Source organism: Pedobacter sp. Leaf194, assembly GCF_001423945.1.
Taxonomy (GTDB): Bacteria; Bacteroidota; Bacteroidia; order Sphingobacteriales; family Sphingobacteriaceae; genus Pedobacter.
Genome location: NZ_LMPU01000001.1, coordinates 1,037,586 through 1,058,420 on the forward strand (window position 1 = coordinate 1,037,586; position 20,835 = coordinate 1,058,420).

Consider the following 20,835-nt stretch of genomic DNA (forward strand, 5'->3'; position numbering starts at 1 on the left):
AGTTTAAAGTCGGAATCTAAGTAATGCAAATGAAGGAGGTCGAGTTGATTTATAATACCGCAAGGTTAATGACCTATAGGGCGCTTTAAAACTCGACCGCAACAGAGGTGTTGTAACTTAAATAACATGGGAACAGAATTAACAAGGAAGTTTAAGTTTTACATCGGGATCGACGTTTCTAAATCATTCTTTGATTATGTCATTACCCAAGGAAAGACTGTATTACATCATAAGCAGGTTTTAAATAAGGACAGTGAAATAGAATCCCTTATTTTGGATTTGAAACAGATTGCAGGGTTCAAATTATCCAATGCGGTGTTTGGAATGGAACATAGTGGGCTTTATTGCAATGCGCTTCTCCATGCACTTCATAAAAAGAAAGCGAAAATTGTGCATGAGAATGCCAATATGATACGTAACTCTTTAGGGAATCTCCGAGGCAAGACAGATAAAATAGATGCCGGGAGGATTGCAGAATACTTGTATAAATGCCGAGAAGGTTTAAAATTCTGGGAACCGAAGCGACAGATACTGAATCAGCTCGCTAGTCTTGCCTCGCTAAGAGAAAGACTTATCGCAACTAAAAACATCCTTGATATGCCTCTTAAGGAAATGTCAAAGTTTGCAACTAAAGAGATCATTGAACAAACCCGTCACCACTGTCAGGCAAGCCTTCTTGCGCTAAACCTGAATATAGCTGACATAGATAATTCTATTAAATTAATCTGGTCTGGGGACGAATACCTCAGCGTTAAAATGAAACAGATGATGTCGGTACCATATGTGGGGAAGACTACAGCATTACAGATTTTAATCAAAACAAATGAGCTTATAGATATAAATGACCCCCGTAAGTTTGCCGCCTTCTGCGGAGTTGCTCCATATCCTCATAAATCTGGAACCACAGTTAACAAAAGAACAAGAACATCGAGTATGGCAGATAAGAAAATGAAAGCTTTGATTCACATCTGCGCACTCGGCTCGATAAAGACAAAGGGGGAATTTCGGACATATTATGATCGAAAAACTGTTGGAGAAGGGAAGAATGGGATGTTGGTATTGAATGCAATCCGATTCAAATTGTTGCTAAGGATATTTGCTTGCGTTAACGGGAATAGAATGTATCAGGCGGAGTACATTCCGACACCTAAGAGAATTATTTCACAGTTCTCTTTACTGAATGTGGATGTGCTTCAGATGAAACATGTGTTTTGTTTCAACACGAAGAGAGTGTTTTCATCCTAAATCCATTCCTCTCTCCAAAACGGTGGCTTAAGTGGAGAAAGGAATGGTTTGTCTTTAAACTTGGTTTCGACGCTTAAGCTCTTCATGTATGTCTCTTAAAATATCATTTCTTTCTTCATTGGACTTTCGTATGCCTGCCAATATTGTAAAGAATAAATATATAAATCCTATTACCGCCAATATATAGAGTATAGGGATCAATGCAAATAATGCCATAGTGAGTTAAATTAGATTTTCCAAATATATTAAAAGTCATTACATCCTACAACCAATCCCACCCCAACTTTGCTGCTTACAGCGGGAATGGGATTGGTTTAGTCTTTAGATTAGTGGTTCAGCAACAGTTAGCTTTCTTTTAAGTTTCTGCGGTTACTTTTAGTCAGTGGTGAGTCGGTTGGGGCATTGCAAACTCGATTAGGAAGATCGGTATTCGGCGAGGTTAATGCCACTTAAAACACACGCCAGTCGCTCCGCTTGATGTCATGGTTTTAATTTTGGCAAAGCAGTCGCCTCATGAAAGCTCTCTTATATTTATCTAGGATTGGCTACGATCATAAATTCACTCCGCTGCATCCTGGATAAATCTAATTGCTTTCTCAGTTCAGCGTACCTGCGTGGTCGCTCAGGCTTCAGCTTGTCATCATTGTTGATGATTTAAAGCACATGAATTTACAATTCAACAATGTCGCCAAGCATCGTGTTTTACTATCATAAAACATAACGTTGCATCGTCCTGCGGACTTTACTGCAACGACCATCGCTCAATACGCATGTCGGTACGCAATTGACAAACTACTTTTCATAGGCAATAGACTAGAACGACCATCCTAAACTAATGCCGCCATATATTCTATAGAACACATCATCTCCCACTCTTTGCTTAGAATAATCATCTTGTACAATTGGGATTAATAGGCCCACACGATACATAAAACCACCTCGAGGTTTCTGGTGTCTGAAACCAGCCCTAATAATTGCAATCTTGGCAAACTTCGAAGTGTACTTTAGAACTTGATCTGAAGGGCCAAGCACGTAACCGTCCTTGATGCTTACCAAATTAAGCCCAAGGCCTAACTCAGGAAAGTTTTTCACGTTATCATCTCTACCCCAAAGGACATTAAGTTCCACGGGTATATTCACATTCCCAAAGGTATTATTTGCTCTGCGATCAATAATCGGTAAGTACATAATGCCGATTCTCGGAGCTAACTTGATTTGATTGTTCAAGGGAATTATTCTATCATAATTAACAGAATAAAATACAGCATTCCCGCCTAACTCAATATATGTTGAGTTCCTTTTAGCGTTCTGGGCATTAGAATGAATGGTTAGGCATATTAGGCCTATAAATAGCGTGGCTTTTGCGAACATGATGGAGCATTTAGAGTATCAAACTTACCAAATATTTAATAGATCGAATCCCGTTGTTTCACAACTGCTGATTCTTACACATTTTCTCAGCTCGCAGGCGGCGAGCCGTGCGATATAGAACTTAATCATTATATTCGTGCATAATTTAACCCATGGATAAAACATCATTCCCATTAGTCATATTAAAGGAAATCAAAGTGCTAATGAAGGAATTGCACGCTCTATTAACAACCAATAATCAAATAATTGAAATCTACGATTACCCTAGCGCATTGATAGCATACAGGTCAATATCAGTAAATGAATTTTATTTTGACGTAATGGGACCAACAGTCATTGGTGATGAAATCATTTATAGACTTCATCTATGCCCAACGGATGAGACTAATCAAGGTATAAGCAGTTACGATCTTAACATAAAGAATTTAACCATAAGATTTAAAGAATGGATTGAATTAATGAAAGAGTATGACTCATTTTCATTTACAGATGATGATGTTATAACGAAACAATATGAGACCGAATTCTATTCTGATTGGGAAATTCTAGATGAGGATGCGGATGATAAAGCCTTTGAACCAGACAAGCAAGTTTTGCTATACAACTGGCTTACACTTTTGGAGCATGACTTGAAATCTAACGAAATGGTACAAGAAGATGACCAGATAGTTGAAGAAACTGCGCAATTAAGAGCAGATATACAAAACCTGACCAAACGTCAATTCATTCTACGTTTCGCTAAATTAATGTCGAAGGTCAAGAAAACAGGACTTAAACTATTATATGATGTATTCGATATGGCTAAGAAAGAAGCCTTAAAGAAACTACTTTATGGAGGGATCGATGTAATTGGAGATATAACCCAACACATTCATCTTCTCTAATAATTCTGGTTCCTGTTTACCCATATGATATTAGCTAATTCCAAACTCTGGAAACTTAATTAACTTCAATTGATTTAATTCGTTCGCCTTGGCTTTAAGCATTTCAATATCATCACGTTTATCAGCCAATACATTATTCAAGTTGAGATTTATAGCAGTTCCAGCCATACAAACCATTAGCATTGCCTTTGCACCGCCAACTTCTGAATAATCAATATCAGTTGCAATAATAGCATTGCCGCCTATTAACAAACATTTATATCTAAGCTTCTGTTTACATATTTCCTCACCAGAGTACAATTTGTTAATCAAAGTATCTGATTGCCCGCCAGTGAAATCAGCCCAAGAACCTGACATTTCAGAGAAGAATCCAGTGCCAGACACAGATTGAGCAGTCACGATATCAAGGATATCATAGCTCCAGTTTAGTGGACTATTAGCTGTAATGATTGGTATGAGATCGATCTTCGTGAATATTTCTTTAATTAGGGCATCCTTTTTAGATGCAATCTCCTGTTTGTAAGTTTCAATTAGCGCAGGGCCACATTCATTTGCATTACAGTAAGCCTCACTATTAGGAAAGTTAAACTGATTAATAAACGCATTAGTAGAATCTTTTAGAATGATCCGAGTGGTCATGAGTCCATCTAGTTTCTTTTGACAATGAGGACAATGTTTATAAGACATATAGTTTATTTAGTCAACCAATATAGCAAGTAAAGAATGAAGACTATTATGGTTTCCCGTATTTAAATGCAATTGACAGTAACTAACCTTTTATTATCTATAAGATATTAAGTTGAATTTAACTGTTTAATTACATTGCATGAGAAACTATATACCGCCTAGTTGTTGAAATTATATTGTAGATGTCCATTTGGAACTAACTGCTGTATACTTCTCGTAACATGTTTAAGCATTCTATAGAAATATTTATTTCAATAAGTATTTCTTACCTTGTCATCAATTAATCTAAATATGCCTCAAGAAATAAAATTTATTATCCGCTATACAGGCGGAACAGCTGATGACCGTCGATTAGATTTATACGATGCGTCAAGGTCAATGGCTGGATTGGCCAAAGCTCTTTCTATAACTGTTCATGCTTTACTGAATGATGGAGAGGTAAAACGCAAGGGAGATTCTACACATGGAGTCAATTTTCTACTCCATCCATCTCGACAGGGGAGCTTCATCGAATTTGTCAGTATTATCTTTGAAGATGATGTTATTAAAGGTATTGGAGCTTCAATCCTTTCCGCTGCATTTTGGGACTTTATCAAATATACATGGAGGGAAGCGACTGGCCGTGAAGGAGAATTAGAAGAGCCTAGCACTAGAAGAATTGTGAATAGGAACCCATCTTATGAAGATGAGATATCTAGGTCATTAGAGAATCCCCTACAAGAGCTGCATCGACCGATCGCAAATGATAATGATATTAAAATAGAAATAACGAGACCTAGAGTTGGTGTGGTTGTGGAATTTAATAGAGCTACACTTGACTACGTAATGTCTGAGGAGGATCCAGTTATTGAATCAGATGTGTTCGGCAACGTCACCAAATATAATAACTTAAGTGGAATTGGCAGATTTTACGATAATGTACGAGAAAAGACAGTTTCTTTTCATTCAAGTCAACTCGATGATGAACAAAAGCGTACACTGACTTGGTCATTGCACAATTCAAACGGAAACAATGCGGCAGGGAAGATTTTAATTGACGTACAGGTAATAAAAACACACGCTGGTCACATCAAAAGATATACGATAACTGATGCTAGGCGACAGAATCAAAATTGATCGAAACTTCGGTAAGAAAACTTTAGCCTTTATTGGCAATCCTGTTGTTTGTATATTAACAGCACTTATAATGAGTGCATTCTTTTACATTAAAGGCTTAAACGAGAAGATCCCGTATTACTATATCTCCAAGGCGAAGCTTATTAACAGTAGCCAAGGAAAAAGCCTAATGGTGTCCACCATAGAGATGCAATATACATATTATGTTGATGTTGCTATTTGGAATAATGGCTTGCAATTTATTGATTTCTCGGATTTCGTTGAGTCACAACCTATATCATTAAAAGCGAATGGAATCAATAAGATTATTAGATCTGACCTTATCGCTAAAAGCAGAGCCGAGCTTAACGTATCCTCTCAGGTCGACAATAAAATTTTATTCATCAATATGAAAGAAAATGAAGCTCTTGAACAAGGAGATGGCGTCTGTTTTAGGGTATTCTTTAATTCCTACGATTATTATAAAATTCGATTCAATTTAATGTCACGCATTAAAGGAACAAAAGATGGATTTAAATACATAAACTTAAAAAGAGTAAGCAAGGCCACTCACACGTCAAGACTAGTGATCGGTTGGTTCATTATCTTAGTTTCCATTTTAATTAGATCAGTTGGACTTATGATAGTTAAGAATCCCGTAGTATTTCGCCAGTCTGAGTTGATTATACTTCTCATCATCGTTATAACTTGGACTTACTATACGTACGAATATATCTATTTCGCGATAAATTTGCCTTGGCTGAACCTTTAAGCTCTCGATAAATCGTGGTTGCAATCGTTACAACCAAGTTGTATATTAGTTATGTTTTAATTTGCTCTCAATATGATTAAACGTTTAATAGCATTCTTTTCAAATAAACCATCAAAAGATAATCTTCAAGCTAATAACATAAATGTGTTTGCTCCTATAGACCAGAAAGGCTATAATCAACATCCCTCATTTCCAAGTTTAAGTGAGCAGGAGATTAATGCGTTTATAGATGCAGAAGTAAACAAGAGGGTTTTAAACAAGCGAACAATTGGAATTGAACGTCCAGATCATTTCCTTGAAGATGCCGCAAGATTTATAGTATTACATCAGCAAGGATCGACATCACTTATTCAGCGTAAATTGAAGTTAGGGCAACGACTTACCGCAATATTCAATTACTTTGTGAGCCTTGTAACCGCTCTAAGTCTGATAGAATTGGCGACTAGATAATGAAATTGAACAACGATCTATGGTATGATAAAAGAAAAAATAACTGGAAAGCTTGATGGTCTAATAACGGAAGCAGAAGATTTACTTATTAAAATAAACACAGATTAAAAAAGTGAAGATAGCGCTAAATTCCATGCATACAGAACCTCTGTACTATCATTCTTGGAGTTTACCCTTGGACGTGATAGCTTGTACTTCAATGACTTTCGAAACAGCGTAAGATATTACAAACTGTATAATATAAATTATGCAATAAGTCTTTTAGACAAAATAAGGACTGATGTGAAAGATGGGTGGTTGACAGATGTAAAATCGCTAATCTCAGGCGAGATATATAATGACTTCATAGAAATGGCAGAGGATTTATTAAATCAGGGCTATAAAGATCCTGCAGCTGTAATAGTCGGTGGGGTTTTAGAAGAGAATCTTCGACAACTCTGTTTATCAAACAACATCCCTATCGTAAAACAGGACTTGACATCTGGGAAGCTGAAGCCTTTGAAGGCAGATACAATGAATACTGAGTTATACAAAGCTGGCATTTACAACATGCTAGTTCAGAAATCGATTGTCGCTCATCTTGATTTAAGAAACATGGCTGCGCATGGAAAATATGGTGAGTATGACAAAGATCAAGTTCAATTGATGCTTTCTTCTATTATCGACTTCATTTCTAAATTTAACTAACCTGAATGCAATGGACACTTTCAAAGACTTCTTTGCCGATTTAAAGGATCGCATAAGCAATCCATTCATATCTTCATTTGTAATCGGATGGGTGATATTTAATTATCCAATTATTGTTGCTTTGCTTTTCTATAAACAGACTGAATTGAAGGTCGATGGATATACTTCCTACCTCAACATTATTGAGAATTGCAGGAACGATAATAATATGTTGTGGCATCCTCTGCTTGTTGCCATTATGTATACTTTTCTCGTTCCCTTCTTCAAATCTGGAGTTAGAATATTTAATTCTTGGTTACTTACTTCGACGGATGGGATTGTTTACAGCATGACCAAAAATAAAGTCGTTAGTGTTGAATTACACACTAAGGTGTCAAGCGATTTGGAGGAAGTAAAATCAAGATATGTTGAATCAATAGCAAAAGAAAGTGTATACAAGGATCAAAACACAGCGTTACTGTCCAGGATAGATGACTTAAATGCATTACAAAATGAAATAGTGTCGAAGTTAAATGCTGACCATGACAACCAATTAAAAGCAATTCTGGAGGAAAACGAGACTCGAGTAAAAAATCTGGTTGAGGATCATAGAATTTCACAGAGTAATACGTCCGCAAGATTATTTACATCAGAAACCAACCAAACGAAAGCAGAAGAAGAGTTAAGAAAGTTTAAAGCATTAGTTAAACAAGGATTGTATGATTTGGCAGGTCTTGCAGTTTATAACTCGGACGGGACAATGACGCCTGAATTTGTTGGTCGTACAAGTAAAATGTTAAAAGATTTGACAGAACTTTCTAATGGACAAACTTAAAAGCATCTTTATAGGCCATTAATCATTTATACAAAAAAGCTTTAATCTGCTGAAGCGTCCAACAACTTCCCGCATAAATGCTCAACCCAAACATACGGTTTAGTTATTTTGTAGCCGCTTGGAGATATAGATCTCAATCACTATAATTGTATACCTTATTACATTAATATGCCCGAAATTACTATGCCTGTTGGTTCTATTGTAATCCTGAAAAGTGGAGGTCCCAAGATGACGATAACTGGCTATCGTGATGGTATGCCTGTGTGTCAATATTGGGCAAACGGACGATTTGAAGAGCTTAAGACATTTAAGGATAATTTAATTATTGTTCCAGACACTGAGAATAAGAAATAATTATTGTTCAAATCTAAGCCTCTGATCTCAACACGCTAAAAGGAACTACGGCATAAACGCTCAAGAGGCAACTGCACGGTCTATTTATTCCGTTCCTCCTTTGCTTAGTTGATCTTAAAGCTTGCCATCGTACCATAATTAATTTAATCATATGGTACAGAAACAAACTGCATTCAAAGTAGCAGAGGTGGAAATCAGCTACAAATCAAATTACAACATTACCGAACGTCCGCAAATTAATAGCTCACAGGATGCTTACAAAATTCTGATGCAACATTGGCGTATGGGAAGTATAGAGCATTTAGAGGAATTTAAAGTGATTCTACTGAATACTAACAATCGAGTTTTAGGAATAGTAGATATATCAGTTGGTGGGGTATCCGGAACATTGGTTGATCCTAAAATCATCTTTGCTGTTGCATTGAAGACTAATACAAGCAAGATGATACTAGCACATAATCACCCGAGCGGAAATGTTAATCCAAGTGAAGCTGATAAAAGATTAACTCAGAAGATAAAGGAAGGAGGAAAGTTATTAGATATCGAGGTCTGCGATCATATCATCGTTACCAATCATAATTATTTTAGCTTCGCTGATGAGTGGTTGATGTAACGTCTTTAGCTTGGGTTAATAACCCAGGCTAACTTAAAATCTCTTTTCAAATGGGCTTAAATGAAACATATCCTTTCTCATATAATCTATCACCACGAATACATGCAAAAACTCTGCATATCAATTTGAATTTGATTGCATTCATAGTTGACATCTTGTTCTTTTTATCAACTTCTACTCGACGTTTGTAGTATGCTTTAATTTCTTGATCACTTCCAATGCATGCTCTTACTCCGTTATGGAGCAATGATTTAATTCGCTTATTTGCAAAAGGAGAAACTCGCGCCCTTCTTTTAACGCTTGTTCCAGATTCATATTCAAACGGTGCTATGCCACAGTAAGATGCAAATGTTCTGGCATTTGTAATTGTTTTAAATTCATTAGTATGGATTAGAATTTGTAAAGCAGTTACATCGCCAATTCCCATTACAGAAAGCATTATTTTCATAAGGCGGTTACAACGCTCGTCATTTTTATAAAGAGTCTTGATCCTAAGATCAATGTTTGTTATCAATTGCTCAATTTGGATAATTGACGGATTGCATAGTTTGATATTTGCAGCAGATATATATGGATCAATGAAGTTAATGTCTTCATTCAGAGGAGTGGTAATGATAGTACCAATTTTCACCATTCTTTCCCTTAATGTTGATAGGCTACTGAGCTCGTCTATAATTTTCCTGCGGGGTAACCAAAGCTTCAATTCTTGAAGATTTTTGATGAGATAGCGAGCGATTCGAGCAGCATCGAGTTTATCATTCTTGCCTCTAATTATACCGAGTGAGTTCTTAATCCTTGTTGATGGTTCGACAATCACTTTTGCTTTCATCTTGGTCAAAGTATTCATCAAGATTAGACCATAAACTCCAGTGACTTCCATCCCGAAAACAGCATACCCAAGCTTGAAACCTTGGATCTCTTTAAGTGTTTCGACAAATTCTTGGATTGATTCTACGTTATTGGCAACTTTGCCATTCACAACATACCTGCCACCATATCTCAAGCAATAATTAAATGTTGCTTTAGAGACGTCGATCCCGATGAAATATTTGATAACAGTGAGCTTGCTCTCTATCATAGTGCATTTCTTTAACAAATCACTCGAAAGTCCTTTAATCATTGATAGGTTCTTCTACAAGTGGAAATAGGTCGCTTCTGCCACGATTAATAACCACCTTTAGGCTTATTATGCGAAATAGATCTGTGCTACCAGTACTGTTAAGTCTATCCTAAAGACGAAAATAGCTGTGGTTGAGTGATTTGTTATTACAATATAAGCAATTTTAATAGTTAATAAAAGTATGAGTAGATGGGAAAGTATATTTCAGGCAGCTTTGCTTATGAATGTCTGATGTAAAATTTAACTGCCTTCGACTTGAAACTGTCCAGGGCAGTTTATCATATTGATGGGATTTCCTTTTGATCTATCTTTACAAACTTCGTAAGCTCCCTTAAATAAGTTTCAGTTTGACTTATACTTCCATGACGATTGCTTTCATAATTTCTGCGACTGTCCACCCGTCTAAGTATTTGCTTATATTTGACTTATGTTTAATGCTATATAAAGTGTAACCTTTATCGTCCAATCCAAGGGCTTTTAGGCATGACATAAATCGGTAATATGGTGTATTCTCTCCAACAGCCAGTTTACCGCCGATGGTTGATCCAGACGAAAAAAGATAGTTGTCTGATGAAATGCTATCGATATTATTTGACTTAAGCTCTTTTAAGTAATTAGGAGTGATTTTCACAGTGCCAACCTGTTTGTTTTTAGAGATACTAGCTGGGAGAGTAATGATCATATTATCGAAATCAATCATCTTCACCTTCAATTGCCTCAATTCTTTCGGCCTTATACATGTATAGTAAATTGATTTCACGAACAGTTCAGTAAATTTATCGTTAGCTGATAAATAATCCATTATCGACTTTAAGTCTGCGTCTGTAAAGACTTTATGCAAATCTGATGATGTTGATGCTTTCAGTCGTGATACTTTCGCAATCGGGTTTGTTTCAATATATTTAAGAGACACTAAGTGTTTTAGGAACGCACCTAAAGCTTGTTGTGCTGCATTGTAAGTTCGCTCAGACCAACTATTACTAAGCTTTTGTTCTTTAAGGAATTTAGTAATTTTCAAATCTGTGATTTGGTTTACCTTCAAGTTTGAATAAGCATCGGCAAAATATCTGAGTTTACTGTAATAAGTCTGTATTGATTTCTTGCGGAGTTTGATGTCGTTAAGATGTTGTATGTATACATCAACAGCTTCAGGAACTGAAATACTTATAATTTCATTTCTTAACTTGATGTTTGCTTCTTCATTGAAAGGATGATACCCTTCCTGAAGAAGTTCTGTAATAGAACTTAGCAACGTTTGAGCTCGAGATTCTTTATCACGGATATTTTCAGATTTATTAATATCCCGTCTTAACTTTACTCGCTTATTGATAATATCAAGGGATAAATCGGTAAAATAATATTCAATATACCAATCCTGAAGAATACCCTCTTCAGCCTTCGTTAAGCGTTTGCCAGACTTGTTGACAGCTTTACCCTTTCTTAGAATTGGTTGTGTAAAAGAAGTACTCATAAATGCAAAGTTGGTATTTTGTTTTGATTTCGTCCGTAATTCGTCCGTTGGCAGGCTGTTATTAAGTGTAACTAGTTGATTTTCATTGAAATTAAATTCGTGAATGGATAATCCGATATTCTCCACAGGTATACTTTCAAAACAAAAAAGCAGGAATTTCCTGCTTTTTTGTTTTGAAAAGGCCAACAACATTCTATCAAATGCGTTGAGCGTTTAAAATCTTACTCTAAAATACGCCAGCTGCTGTTTCAATCGTTTCAAAATCTTTAGAATTTAGAAGAATATTTTCATTTGATATCAGCCTAAGTAGTTTATGCTGTCACGTTAGGCAGAAAAAATATTGACTTAAAAACCCCAAATCCAGTCTGATATCAAAAGTTTACTCAATTTGAAGAAAACAGCGCAAACAAAAAGCCCTGAATTCAGACCGCTTTCAAAGAAAGAAGTCGAGCTTCAGGGCTTTTGTCAATTTAGTAGCCGTCACTGGACAGATATCGAACTTTTTTCTATCTGATTTGCAGGAATTAGTGAAAGTTGCAAATCATTTTAAAATTTAAAGATAGGTCACTGGACAATTTTCGAACTGAAATTCAAATGCGATCATCGAAACTCAGAAAATTAGTTTTATTTATGTGATACCTTCATCATCTAACTAGTTTTTACTCCATGAACCCTATTCCAATTCTCCATTCAGTCGGGACAACAGGTTAACGTTAAATAAATTTCAGGTAATTAAGCTTTTTTTAATAACCATTTGGGTCCTTTTTTGACGGAACTTCAAGATGTCTTCAGTATCTTATACCATATTTGTTAATCATGAAGATCCTGATTATTGAAGACGAGTTAGGCCTGCAGCGTAGTATATCACAATACCTTACCTGTGAGGGTAATCTTTGCACCATGGCCTCAAACTATGCTGAGGCACTTGATCGGCTGAACAGTTATGACTATGATTGTATCTTGCTCGACCTGACCCTCCCGGATGGAGAAGGTCTTCAGATACTGAACTATCTTAAAAGGATGAACAGACCGGAAGGCGTGATCATTATATCAGCGAGAAATGCTCTTGATCAAAAGATAGAAGGTTTGAGTCTCGGTGCCGATGATTACCTGATTAAGCCTTTTCATCTATCTGAACTGAATGCAAGAATACTTGCGGTTGTACGCCGGAAAAGCGCCAACGGAGACCGCCATATCGAATTCAACGAAATACGAATTGATTTGGATGCAAAAGAGGTTTTGGTAAGTGCTAAGCCAGTTTATATGACCAAAAAAGAATCTGATCTCCTGCTTTATTTTGTTGCTAATAAAGGTAAGGTGATTTCTAAGTCTGCGGCGGTAGAACACATCTGGGGTGATGATGCTGATATGGCCGATAGCTTTGATTTCATTTATACCCATATTAAGAACATCCGTAAAAAGCTTACTGATGCGGGTAGCAGCGATTACTTTCAGTCGGTATATGGCGTTGGTTATAAATTTACGGAAGTATGAAGCTATTTACCAGATACAACAGGATACTGATTATCATCAGTCTTTTCGGGCTGCTGCTTATCGGATTTCTTTTTTACAAGATGCTTGTCTATTATCTTGATCAGCAGATTGACCATGACCTGGTGGAAGAGGTAATGGAGGTAAAGGAGTATTCAGCAAAAGGTAATTTTTATAAGTCGCATGAATTTGAGGACCTCGTTGTTCAATACAAAAAAATAGAAAAGGCCAATCCGTCCAGTAGCTACGGCGATACGCTATTCTATAATCCCCTTAAGCACCGCAAAGAAACCGCAAGGTATCTTCGAACCGAACTCGAACTGGTTGGGAAACCCTACCGTGTTCTGGTTATTGCTTCAAAATTTGAACGGCAGGAGCAGATCAGGAACATCTGCCTAATTATCCTCATTCCTGTGATGCTGCTTTTCGCCCTTGTACTATTGGTGAACAGGATTTTGCTCAAAAAAATCTGGACGCCTTTTGAGCAGCTCTTAAAAAATATTACGGCCTTCAATATTAATCATGAACGGCCGTACGAGCCTGTAGAAATGCCCGTGGCAGAATTCAGGCAATTAAACAAAGTTTTGGTGGAGCTTTCAGGGAAGGTGAAATCTGATTATAACGAGATTAAGCTGTTTACCGAAAATGCATCCCATGAAATGATGACGCCCCTGGCTGTGATCAATTCGAAGCTCGATAACATGCTCCAGTCAAATGTACTGGCGAAAGAAGATGGCGAAATACTGGTTGAACTGTACAAGGCCACCTCCCGTTTAACCAAGCTTAACCAATCACTACTACTCCTGGTTAAAATTGATAACAATTTATTGCAGGACGAGGAAAAGATTAACCTGAAATCGCTTATTGAAGAAAAGCAAGTTTACTTCCAGGAACTTATCTCGGAGCGCAATATCACTGTAGAAAGTACATTAGCCGATGTGAGCATATCTGCGAGCCGTAGCTTACTTGAAATACTGATTAATAATCTTTTCAGCAATGTGATCAGGCACAACTACGATGGAGGTAAAATTGAAATAAATCTGGAAACTGATAAAATCGTGTTTGCAAATACCGGACACAATAAAGCGCTTGATCCCGAGAAAATATTTGACCGTTTTTATAAGGATAATGCCTCAGAAGGTACAGGTTTGGGACTCGCCATACTCAAGCAGATCTGCAACCGGCAACGTTACCAGCTTGATTATTCCTATTATCAGGACCTGCACACCTTCACTATAAAATTTAACCATCAATAAAATATATGTCCATTATCGAACCCACGAATCAGGAAATCGGAGCGATCAAAAAAGGAAAGAAATATGCTCCTGCCACTCGTTTGTGGCACTGGGTAAATTTCATCATCATTTCCGGTTCACTATTCACCGTGCTGATCAACTCCACGCTCTTTGATGGATCGCAACGTAGCTTTGTGAAAAATGAACTGATAAATGCAGGAGTTTCAATAAGTGATAAACAGGCCGGTGCAGTTACACATGGCCTGGAAGATCAGGTATGGGGGATACACATTTATTTTGGCTATGCATTAGCTGCGCTTTTTCTGTTCAGGTTAATTGCAGCGTTTTTTATGCCTCACTCGCAAAAACTCTTTCCCAAGCTCAAAAAAGCTTGTCAGGCATATTTTATCTTAAAAAAAGAACGTGAAACAGCGAAGCACGAACTGGTGGTGAAAGGACTTTACATCATTTTTTACTTTCTGCTTTTTATTATGGTGGTTACCGGCCTGCTGCTTGCTTTTGAAGATTATACCGGCATCTCTAAAAACATTAACCACGGCATTAAGGAATTTCATGGTTTTTGCATGTACCTGATACTGGGTTTTATTGTTCTTCATCTGGCAGGCGTTTTACTGGCCGAGCGGAAGGATGGAAAGGGAATTGTTTCGGACATGATCAATGGCGGAGAAAATTAAGATGACGGACATTTAATTTAACATAAGGCTAAACATATGGGTAAGTTTCATAATGAACAGCATTTAAAAAGTTCAGCTTTCATTTCTGATATCGTTATCGGCATGAGCGATGGGCTCACGGTTCCATTTGCACTTGCCGCCGGCCTGAGCGCTGCGGTTAGCAGCAATTCGATTATCATTACCGCGGGTATTGCAGAAATCATTGCTGGCTGCATTGCTATGGGGCTGGGTGGTTACCTGGCGGGAAAAACAGAGCAGGAGCATTATGAAAGTGAGCTGAAAAGGGAATACCTGGAAGTTGAAAATGTACCCGAAAAGGAAAAAGAAGAGGTAAAAGAGATTTTTGCGGAATACGGACTGGATAATGAAGCGCAGGAACTTATTGTAGATCAAATGAGTAAGAATAAAGACCGGTGGGTAGATTTCATGATGAAGTTCGAGCTGGGTCTGGAAAAACCAGATGTGAACAGGGCGAGAAACAGTGCGCTTACCATAGGATTTTCTTATTGTGTTGGTGGCATGTTACCCTTATCAGCTTATTTTTTTACTTCAATGCCGCAGGATGGACTTATCCTCTCCGCTGTGCTGACCACCATTTGTTTGTTTGTATTTGGCTATTTCAAAAGCAAGGTAACCGGCCAGCCACCAATAAAAGGCGCTTTAAAAGTGACTGCAATAGGTTTGATTGCTGCCGGGGCGGCATTTCTAATTGCAAGATTAATTACTTAAGCCGTGTTTCTATTTTTCGCTCCCCCGATTCATCATTAACAAATATTTAACAGAATTTAATTTAAACTTCAGAATGTCTTCAGACTTTGTCTATAGTTTTGTTACATGCAATTGGCTTTTAATCTATATTTCCGGATAAGCAACCGCCAGCATGCATGGAACCCTAAAAGCTTTTTATAGATAGAATTTTACACAGCTTTATTCATTTTATATCTGTCGATAACGAAGGGCTATCCTTCGGGACATTAACTGAATATTTTATTGAATTGCTCATTTTAACTATAAAAAGTACATGGACAGAAAAGATTTTCTTAGCAACATCGGGATGAGTGCTGCGGCCTTTACACTGCTCAACTGCATGGGTTGTAAAAAGACTGATGGCAGCAGTTCTGCAGCCTTGTTAAGTAGTGGTGGTTCGTTGGTATCAAATGGGATTATCGTTGCCAAAACAAAGGCAGGGGCATATATTGCCGTGCAACGATCGTGTACCCATGAAAGTTATACCCTCACTTATCAATCTGCAAACAACCGCTTTTATTGCCCCAACCATGGCGCAACCTTTGCTGAAAACGGCGCAGTAACCAATGGTCCGGCTTCACGTTCTTTAACTGTTTATAATACCCAGCTTACGGGTACTACTTTAAAAGTTTATTCTTAAAAATTATGAAACTACTTTTTGTTGCCCTATTGGGGCTATTTACTATTCCCGCATTCTGGATGGGGAACTTTACGGAAGCACAGAAACAGGCAAAGGTAACACATAAGCAAATCCTGATTAATTTTTCAGGTTCCGATTGGTGTGGCCCATGCATTCGCCTCCGAAAAGAAATTTTGGAATCAGCAAGCTTTGAAAAATACGCAGCCAGCAATCTTTTACTGGTAAGGGCCGATTTTCCAAGGCAGAAGAAAAACCAGCTTTCCAAGGAACAAATTCAACTCAACGAATCACTAGCAGAAGTCTATAACAAAGATGGTAAGTTCCCTTTTACTGTCCTGGTTGATGAAAATGGAAAAGTGCTTAAAAGCTGGGATGGCTTTCCTGATGAAAGTCCACAGGCATTTGTCTCTGAAATAGATAAACTAAAAAAATAAATAAAAAGATGGCTAAACCTGTTTCTGTAAACCGTGTACTTAAACTCATGGGAAACCGCTTTGAGTTTACCGTAATCGCTGAACATGGGAGGGAGGGGAATGTAGCGATAGACGCTGCAATAGAAGAAGTAAAGCGGATAGAATATCTGCTCACTACTTTCAGCGACTTCAGCCAGACGAGTCTTATAAACGAAAATGCTGGTTTGCTACCTGTAAAAGTTGAGGATGAAGTGATCAGTCTGATCGAGCGGTCTATCAGGATATCAGAAATTACCGACGGTGCTTTCGATATTACCTACGGGTCGATAGATAAACGACTTTGGAACTTTGATCCGAATATGACGAGCTTACCCGATGAGCAGACGGCATTGGCATCCGTTGAACTTATAGATTATCGGAATCTAATAGTGGATAAAGAACGTTCAACGGTTCTGCTTAAAAATAAAGGCATGCGTATCGGTTTTGGCGGAATTGGAAAGGGCTATGCAGCCGATAAGGCAAAGTTGGTGCTGCAAAAACTCGGCATCAAAAGCGGGATTGTGAATGCAGCAGGAGACCTGGTTACCTGGGGTTTCCAGATTGATGGTCGTCCATGGACAGTAGGCATTGCAGATCCCGAACAAACCGACAGGCCATTCTCTGCGCTGAATATCAGTGATATGGCAATTGCTACTTCAGGTAGTTATGAAAAATATGTAACCATTGATGGCAAGCGTTACTCGCATACCATAGATCCCAAAACCGGGCTCCCGGTAAGTGGCGTTAAAAGCGTAAGCATTATATGCCCAAGTGCTGAACTTGCTGATGCACTTGCCACGCCCGTCGTGGTAATGGGTGTAAAAGTAGGGCTGGAGCTGATTAACCAGATTAAACAAGTGGCTTGTATTGTGATTGACGATTATGATCGGGTTTTTACCTCAAACAATATTAATGTGATATAATTATGAAAATTTCAAAAACATTTTTTCTTTCCCTGCTGGCTGTAATTTTCTTTGGCAGTATGCTTACTTCCTGCAGTAGTGTAAAGCCCTATCAAAAAAGCAAAATTAACGATGCGGACATGATTCTTTCTGCCCGGAAGGCTCAAAAATTTGAGCAAAGTTTCCAGCTGTATCGTGAAGGTGCATCGGGCGCCAATGGCGGCAAAAGTGGTGGTGGTTGTGGTTGTAATTAATTAGCCGTAGAAATGAGAAAAATATATCTTCATGTGCTTTTTATGTACTTCGGTATTTTAAGCACTTATGCACAAACCAAACCAGCACCCGCAAAAGTAGATACCAGCAGGTATCAGTCTAGAAAACTCAAAATTGATGAAATTAACCTGGTTTCAGCTTATTATCACCAGGATGGTAATAATTCTGCCGTTACAGGAGGTATAGGTACCGAGAAACTAAGCGATTTTGCAAATACGATTGATTTGCAGATGTCGAAATTTAATAAGAATGGAAAGAAAAATACGTTCCTGTTCGAATTGGGGGTAGATCACTATACTTCAGCATCATCTGATAAGATAGATCCAAGCACCATTTCTTCAGCCTCTTCGGCAGATACCCGTATTTACCCATCTTTAAACTGGACGCAATCCAATGAGGAAACCGGAAATTCATTTGGCTTTACAGGCTCTTATTCAACAGAGTTTGATTATCAATCGATGGGTGCAGCCTTCAATCTAACCCGTTTATCAAAAGATAAAAATACCCAGTTTGATTTTAAACTTCAAGCCTTTTTAGACCAGTGGACCGTTATCCTTCCGATAGAACTGCGAACCGGAAACACTGGAAGGGGCGGAGAACAGTATGATACTGCACCACGAAATTCCTTTAGTGCATCTTTCTCCCTGGCCCAGGTGATCAACCAGAAGTTTCAGGCGTCGCTGATTTTAGAACCTTCCTATCAGAAAGGCTTGCTTGCTACAAAATACCAGCGTGATTACTTCACCGATGGTTCGTTACGCCCGGAAACTTTACCGGATAAGCGTTATAAGCTTCCTATAGGATTGCGCATGAACTACTTTTTGGATGACCGTTTTGTCATCCGCACTTTTTATCGGTACTATATGGACAATTGGGGCATCAGGGCACACACAGCAGAACTTGAAATACCAGTTAAAATCAATTCATTCTTTTCGATCAGTCCTTTTTACCGGTATAACAACCAGGCGGGTACCAAGTATTTTGCACCTTATGGCCAGCATTCGCCATCTGAACAATATTTTACCAGCGATTATGACCTGTCCACATTGATCAGTGATTTTTATGGCGCAGGAATCCGCTTCGCCCCACCCAAAGGTGTATTTGGATGGCAGAGACTGAATATGCTTGAGTTGAGGTATGGCCACTATTCACGTTCAACAAGCCTGGTGTCCAATATTGTATCGTTAAACCTTAAATTTAAGTAGCGTGTTTATCTAAACTGTCCTTTTTCCAGTAATGAAATTGTACTGAGCTGAATCTTATTAAGCCTTTCCTGAAGTTCCAGGGCTTTGTTCTTCTCATTGAGCAAAGCCTTCAACCGATCAACTTCTGCAGTCAGCTTATTTTTTTCATGCAATTCAATCTTTGAGAAGACCTTTCCAGTTTCATAATAGCTGAAAAAATTGTAGTTAAGGATTTCACTGATACGAACCAGAATAAGTATGTCGATAGTCGCGGCATTGAGTAACTCTTGTGCTTTTGTTTTACTAAAGTTAAGAGCAACAGCAAAATCTGAAACAGAAAGATTTTGCTGTTTCATTTCCTTCCAAATCATTAAGCCTATATGGACACTCATCTTTTCTATTAAAGATTTTAAGCAATGAAATTACCTAAATCATTAATAAAACATCTATCTTTTTGTTAATGATATTTGGTCTAAATATGCGTCTGATACATTGAAAATTAACTCGTAGTCAAAATGACGCCACCTTGCACTGAAACTGATAGAAATTCGCTTACAAAAAATTGTTTGCGCTTATCAATATTGTCCTTTGTATTTATACGTAATCACTGAATTATACAAGCGCGTAATCAAAACAAATTGTTGAATTCCTTCATGATTCAGGCCCTATGTAAAGCCGATGAAGGAGGCTTAATCGACTCTTAACCAAGTCTGATTTCATAGGTTCAAATTCTCCAGCTACTTTCCCGTTTTTTTTTATGATAATTCGGAACGGCTGATTATAGATTTTAGTCAGGTAATAAACCGTGAAGATCTCGGCGAGGTCTTCGTGCCAGCTTGCAGTGCTATACAATGAAACGAACGGGATTTTCATAAGTTCTGAATATACTTCCAACGCTTCGGTATTATCATATCTTCGTCCGTCCCTGCGGAACCTGCTTTTTATTGCTAATGAGTCTGTAACTGGAAAGCTAAGTGTATTAATGTTAGTCCAGATGCCATTTGTGAACTTTCTGGTAAAATCATTCATATGTGGTCTTCCTGCTACGGAGTCTGCCGAAATAATCTGGAGTGAACCGTCAACGACGTGCGTGCCTTCGTGAAGCAGGACATAATTGAAAGCCTTTAAAATACCCGCCTGGATTGAGATTGAAATTGTTGAGTCTGTTTCTGAAAAACAAGTACGCTCTTTTTCGCTCACCCACTCAGAGATGTTTTGATGAAGTATGCCCGAACGGAAAGTTATATGGTACAATCTGACTGTTTCATTTCCAGTGATTGAAGACGTCAAGGCAGTATTAGGCATATTATCCAAAAAACTAATGCTTTTTAGATGTTGCTTCAAAACTTGTTGATAGAAGGACGGAAGCCTTGAAATTGCGCTGACAACTGTTGCAAGTTCCTCTTTGGTCAATTGGTGTTCTGTAGGAGACATTCCTGCTTCCCTGAACATTTTAATAATATTATCCGGTGTAATTGTAATTCGCTTCGATAATGGCTTGGAAGAATCAAGACCATACCTTACCTGAACCTCATGTAAATTAATTGAATGTTTTCCTGCCTCTTTGTGCTGGGCAGAACTGCTGATAGAAAAAAGAAGGCATATGATATTCACGAGCCAAAATAAAAATGCGCGAAGGTTTTTCATGCGGAT

At 37.9% G+C, this 20,835-nt stretch carries 24 protein-coding genes and 1 pseudogene; 19 read left to right on the forward strand and 6 right to left on the reverse strand.

From position 1 onward, the window contains the following. Positions 1 to 126: 126 nt before the first annotated feature. The gene (locus ASG14_RS04710; RefSeq protein ID WP_056869845.1) at positions 127 to 1,245 is read left to right on the forward strand and encodes an IS110 family transposase; all 1,119 of its coding nucleotides are present in this window, start codon (positions 127 to 129) and stop codon (positions 1,243 to 1,245) included. 813 nt (positions 1,246 to 2,058) lie between these two features. On the opposite strand, the gene ASG14_RS20190 is transcribed toward ASG14_RS04710, so the two are convergent. Beyond that, positions 2,059 to 2,385 (reverse strand): hypothetical protein, encoded by a 327-nt coding sequence (locus ASG14_RS20190; RefSeq protein WP_157274831.1) that lies wholly within the window; start codon positions 2,383 to 2,385, stop codon positions 2,059 to 2,061. 383 nt (positions 2,386 to 2,768) lie between these two features. Here ASG14_RS20190 and ASG14_RS04720 point away from each other — a divergent pair, with 383 nt between their 5' ends. Continuing rightward, positions 2,769 to 3,500 carry a hypothetical protein gene (locus tag ASG14_RS04720; RefSeq protein ID WP_056869847.1) on the forward strand — a complete coding sequence of 244 codons (732 nt, stop codon included), beginning with the start codon at positions 2,769 to 2,771 and terminating at the stop codon, positions 3,498 to 3,500. 30 nt (positions 3,501 to 3,530) lie between these two features. Here the strand turns inward: ASG14_RS04720 and ASG14_RS04725 are convergent, their stop codons facing one another. Beyond that, positions 3,531 to 4,187, reverse strand: a complete 657-nt coding sequence (locus ASG14_RS04725) for a heavy metal-binding domain-containing protein (RefSeq protein ID WP_056869848.1) — start codon at positions 4,185 to 4,187, stop codon at positions 3,531 to 3,533. A gap of 291 nt (positions 4,188 to 4,478) precedes the next feature. Here ASG14_RS04725 and ASG14_RS04730 point away from each other — a divergent pair, with 291 nt between their 5' ends. From ASG14_RS04730 to ASG14_RS04760, 8 genes and pseudogenes are all read left to right on the forward strand, one after another. Next, the gene (locus ASG14_RS04730; protein WP_056869849.1) at positions 4,479 to 5,303 is read left to right on the forward strand and encodes a hypothetical protein; all 825 of its coding nucleotides are present in this window, start codon (positions 4,479 to 4,481) and stop codon (positions 5,301 to 5,303) included. After that, entirely contained in the window at positions 5,278 to 6,054 is a 777-nt protein-coding gene (locus ASG14_RS04735) for a hypothetical protein (RefSeq protein WP_157274832.1), read from the forward strand. Before ASG14_RS04730 ends, ASG14_RS04735 begins: the two co-directional genes overlap by 26 nt. Before the next feature lie 285 nt (positions 6,055 to 6,339). After that, positions 6,340 to 6,426: pseudogene (locus ASG14_RS20660) on the forward strand (DNA translocase FtsK); the annotation flags it as partial. A gap of 17 nt (positions 6,427 to 6,443) precedes the next feature. Beyond that, positions 6,444 to 6,500, forward strand: coding sequence for a hypothetical protein (locus tag ASG14_RS20665; protein ID WP_369817218.1), 57 nt, complete (start codon positions 6,444 to 6,446; stop codon positions 6,498 to 6,500). Between the two features lie 355 nt (positions 6,501 to 6,855). Further along, positions 6,856 to 7,191 (forward strand): hypothetical protein, encoded by a 336-nt coding sequence (locus ASG14_RS04745; RefSeq protein ID WP_157274833.1) that lies wholly within the window; start codon positions 6,856 to 6,858, stop codon positions 7,189 to 7,191. Positions 7,192 to 7,201: 10 nt separating this feature from the next. Beyond that, positions 7,202 to 8,005 carry a hypothetical protein gene (locus ASG14_RS04750; RefSeq protein WP_056869853.1) on the forward strand — a complete coding sequence of 268 codons (804 nt, stop codon included), beginning with the start codon at positions 7,202 to 7,204 and terminating at the stop codon, positions 8,003 to 8,005. Between the two features lie 168 nt (positions 8,006 to 8,173). Then, the gene (locus ASG14_RS04755; RefSeq protein ID WP_056869854.1) at positions 8,174 to 8,359 is read left to right on the forward strand and encodes a DUF2158 domain-containing protein; all 186 of its coding nucleotides are present in this window, start codon (positions 8,174 to 8,176) and stop codon (positions 8,357 to 8,359) included. 151 nt (positions 8,360 to 8,510) lie between these two features. After that, positions 8,511 to 8,972 (forward strand): RadC family protein, encoded by a 462-nt coding sequence (locus tag ASG14_RS04760; RefSeq protein WP_056869855.1) that lies wholly within the window; start codon positions 8,511 to 8,513, stop codon positions 8,970 to 8,972. Between the two features lie 46 nt (positions 8,973 to 9,018). Here ASG14_RS04760 and ASG14_RS04765 read toward each other — a convergent pair whose 3' ends face one another. Further along, positions 9,019 to 10,092 (reverse strand): transposase, encoded by a 1,074-nt coding sequence (locus tag ASG14_RS04765; RefSeq protein ID WP_082491337.1) that lies wholly within the window; start codon positions 10,090 to 10,092, stop codon positions 9,019 to 9,021. Positions 10,093 to 10,444: 352 nt separating this feature from the next. Then, positions 10,445 to 11,563 (reverse strand): site-specific integrase, encoded by a 1,119-nt coding sequence (locus ASG14_RS04770; protein WP_162238704.1) that lies wholly within the window; start codon positions 11,561 to 11,563, stop codon positions 10,445 to 10,447. A gap of 816 nt (positions 11,564 to 12,379) precedes the next feature. On the opposite strand from ASG14_RS04770, the gene ASG14_RS04775 reads away from it, so the two are divergent. From ASG14_RS04775 to ASG14_RS04815, 9 genes are all read left to right on the forward strand, one after another. Next, positions 12,380 to 13,057, forward strand: coding sequence for a response regulator transcription factor (locus tag ASG14_RS04775; RefSeq protein ID WP_056869858.1), 678 nt, complete (start codon positions 12,380 to 12,382; stop codon positions 13,055 to 13,057). Continuing rightward, a complete protein-coding gene (locus ASG14_RS04780; RefSeq protein ID WP_235528519.1) occupies positions 13,054 to 14,310 on the forward strand; it encodes a HAMP domain-containing sensor histidine kinase in 1,257 nt (418 codons plus the stop codon). The genes ASG14_RS04775 and ASG14_RS04780 overlap by 4 nt, the downstream gene beginning before the upstream one ends. 5 nt (positions 14,311 to 14,315) lie before the next feature. After that, on the forward strand, positions 14,316 to 14,984 hold the full coding sequence (locus ASG14_RS04785) for a cytochrome b/b6 domain-containing protein (protein ID WP_056869859.1): 669 nt from the start codon (positions 14,316 to 14,318) through the stop codon (positions 14,982 to 14,984). 36 nt (positions 14,985 to 15,020) lie between these two features. Then, positions 15,021 to 15,713 carry a VIT1/CCC1 transporter family protein gene (locus tag ASG14_RS04790; protein WP_056869860.1) on the forward strand — a complete coding sequence of 231 codons (693 nt, stop codon included), beginning with the start codon at positions 15,021 to 15,023 and terminating at the stop codon, positions 15,711 to 15,713. 292 nt (positions 15,714 to 16,005) lie between these two features. Beyond that, complete coding sequence (locus ASG14_RS04795) at positions 16,006 to 16,371, forward strand: ubiquinol-cytochrome c reductase iron-sulfur subunit (protein WP_056869861.1); 366 nt, start codon at positions 16,006 to 16,008, stop codon at positions 16,369 to 16,371. A gap of 5 nt (positions 16,372 to 16,376) precedes the next feature. Beyond that, positions 16,377 to 16,805 (forward strand): thioredoxin family protein, encoded by a 429-nt coding sequence (locus ASG14_RS04800; protein WP_056869862.1) that lies wholly within the window; start codon positions 16,377 to 16,379, stop codon positions 16,803 to 16,805. Between the two features lie 8 nt (positions 16,806 to 16,813). Next, positions 16,814 to 17,746 (forward strand): FAD:protein FMN transferase, encoded by a 933-nt coding sequence (locus tag ASG14_RS04805; RefSeq protein WP_056869863.1) that lies wholly within the window; start codon positions 16,814 to 16,816, stop codon positions 17,744 to 17,746. 2 nt (positions 17,747 to 17,748) lie between these two features. Further along, the gene (locus tag ASG14_RS04810; RefSeq protein WP_056869864.1) at positions 17,749 to 17,979 is read left to right on the forward strand and encodes a DUF4266 domain-containing protein; all 231 of its coding nucleotides are present in this window, start codon (positions 17,749 to 17,751) and stop codon (positions 17,977 to 17,979) included. Positions 17,980 to 17,991: 12 nt separating this feature from the next. Further along, positions 17,992 to 19,203 carry a DUF3570 domain-containing protein gene (locus ASG14_RS04815; protein ID WP_056869865.1) on the forward strand — a complete coding sequence of 404 codons (1,212 nt, stop codon included), beginning with the start codon at positions 17,992 to 17,994 and terminating at the stop codon, positions 19,201 to 19,203. A 5-nt stretch (positions 19,204 to 19,208) separates the two neighbouring features. On the opposite strand, the gene ASG14_RS04820 is transcribed toward ASG14_RS04815, so the two are convergent. Both ASG14_RS04820 and ASG14_RS04825 read right to left on the reverse strand, forming a co-directional pair. Beyond that, the gene (locus ASG14_RS04820; RefSeq protein ID WP_056869866.1) at positions 19,209 to 19,574 is read right to left on the reverse strand and encodes a hypothetical protein; all 366 of its coding nucleotides are present in this window, start codon (positions 19,572 to 19,574) and stop codon (positions 19,209 to 19,211) included. 259 nt (positions 19,575 to 19,833) lie between these two features. Beyond that, positions 19,834 to 20,829 (reverse strand): hypothetical protein, encoded by a 996-nt coding sequence (locus ASG14_RS04825; RefSeq protein ID WP_056869867.1) that lies wholly within the window; start codon positions 20,827 to 20,829, stop codon positions 19,834 to 19,836. Between the last annotated feature and the right edge of the window lie 6 nt (positions 20,830 to 20,835).

Bases quoted from the DNA above. Each gene is read 5' to 3' on its own strand.
- ASG14_RS04710 (WP_056869845.1), top strand. From the start codon at position 127: ATGGGAACAGAATTAACAAGGAAGTTTAAGTTTTACATCGGGATCGAC.
- ASG14_RS04720 (WP_056869847.1), top strand. From the start codon at position 2,769: ATGGATAAAACATCATTCCCATTAGTCATATTAAAGGAAATCAAAGTG.
- ASG14_RS04725 (WP_056869848.1), bottom strand. From the start codon at position 4,187: ATGTCTTATAAACATTGTCCTCATTGTCAAAAGAAACTAGATGGACTC.
- ASG14_RS04730 (WP_056869849.1), top strand. From the start codon at position 4,479: ATGCCTCAAGAAATAAAATTTATTATCCGCTATACAGGCGGAACAGCT.
- ASG14_RS04735 (WP_157274832.1), top strand. From the start codon at position 5,278: ATGCTAGGCGACAGAATCAAAATTGATCGAAACTTCGGTAAGAAAACT.
- ASG14_RS04745 (WP_157274833.1), top strand. From the start codon at position 6,856: ATGGCAGAGGATTTATTAAATCAGGGCTATAAAGATCCTGCAGCTGTA.
- ASG14_RS04750 (WP_056869853.1), top strand. From the start codon at position 7,202: ATGGACACTTTCAAAGACTTCTTTGCCGATTTAAAGGATCGCATAAGC.
- ASG14_RS04755 (WP_056869854.1), top strand. From the start codon at position 8,174: ATGCCCGAAATTACTATGCCTGTTGGTTCTATTGTAATCCTGAAAAGT.
- ASG14_RS04760 (WP_056869855.1), top strand. From the start codon at position 8,511: ATGGTACAGAAACAAACTGCATTCAAAGTAGCAGAGGTGGAAATCAGC.
- ASG14_RS04765 (WP_082491337.1), bottom strand. From the start codon at position 10,092: ATGATTAAAGGACTTTCGAGTGATTTGTTAAAGAAATGCACTATGATA.
- ASG14_RS04770 (WP_162238704.1), bottom strand. From the start codon at position 11,563: ATGAGTACTTCTTTTACACAACCAATTCTAAGAAAGGGTAAAGCTGTC.
- ASG14_RS04775 (WP_056869858.1), top strand. From the start codon at position 12,380: ATGAAGATCCTGATTATTGAAGACGAGTTAGGCCTGCAGCGTAGTATA.
- ASG14_RS04780 (WP_235528519.1), top strand. From the start codon at position 13,054: ATGAAGCTATTTACCAGATACAACAGGATACTGATTATCATCAGTCTT.
- ASG14_RS04785 (WP_056869859.1), top strand. From the start codon at position 14,316: ATGTCCATTATCGAACCCACGAATCAGGAAATCGGAGCGATCAAAAAA.
- ASG14_RS04790 (WP_056869860.1), top strand. From the start codon at position 15,021: ATGGGTAAGTTTCATAATGAACAGCATTTAAAAAGTTCAGCTTTCATT.
- ASG14_RS04795 (WP_056869861.1), top strand. From the start codon at position 16,006: ATGGACAGAAAAGATTTTCTTAGCAACATCGGGATGAGTGCTGCGGCC.
- ASG14_RS04800 (WP_056869862.1), top strand. From the start codon at position 16,377: ATGAAACTACTTTTTGTTGCCCTATTGGGGCTATTTACTATTCCCGCA.
- ASG14_RS04805 (WP_056869863.1), top strand. From the start codon at position 16,814: ATGGCTAAACCTGTTTCTGTAAACCGTGTACTTAAACTCATGGGAAAC.
- ASG14_RS04810 (WP_056869864.1), top strand. From the start codon at position 17,749: ATGAAAATTTCAAAAACATTTTTTCTTTCCCTGCTGGCTGTAATTTTC.
- ASG14_RS04815 (WP_056869865.1), top strand. From the start codon at position 17,992: ATGAGAAAAATATATCTTCATGTGCTTTTTATGTACTTCGGTATTTTA.
- ASG14_RS04820 (WP_056869866.1), bottom strand. From the start codon at position 19,574: ATGAGTGTCCATATAGGCTTAATGATTTGGAAGGAAATGAAACAGCAA.
- ASG14_RS04825 (WP_056869867.1), bottom strand. From the start codon at position 20,829: ATGAAAAACCTTCGCGCATTTTTATTTTGGCTCGTGAATATCATATGC.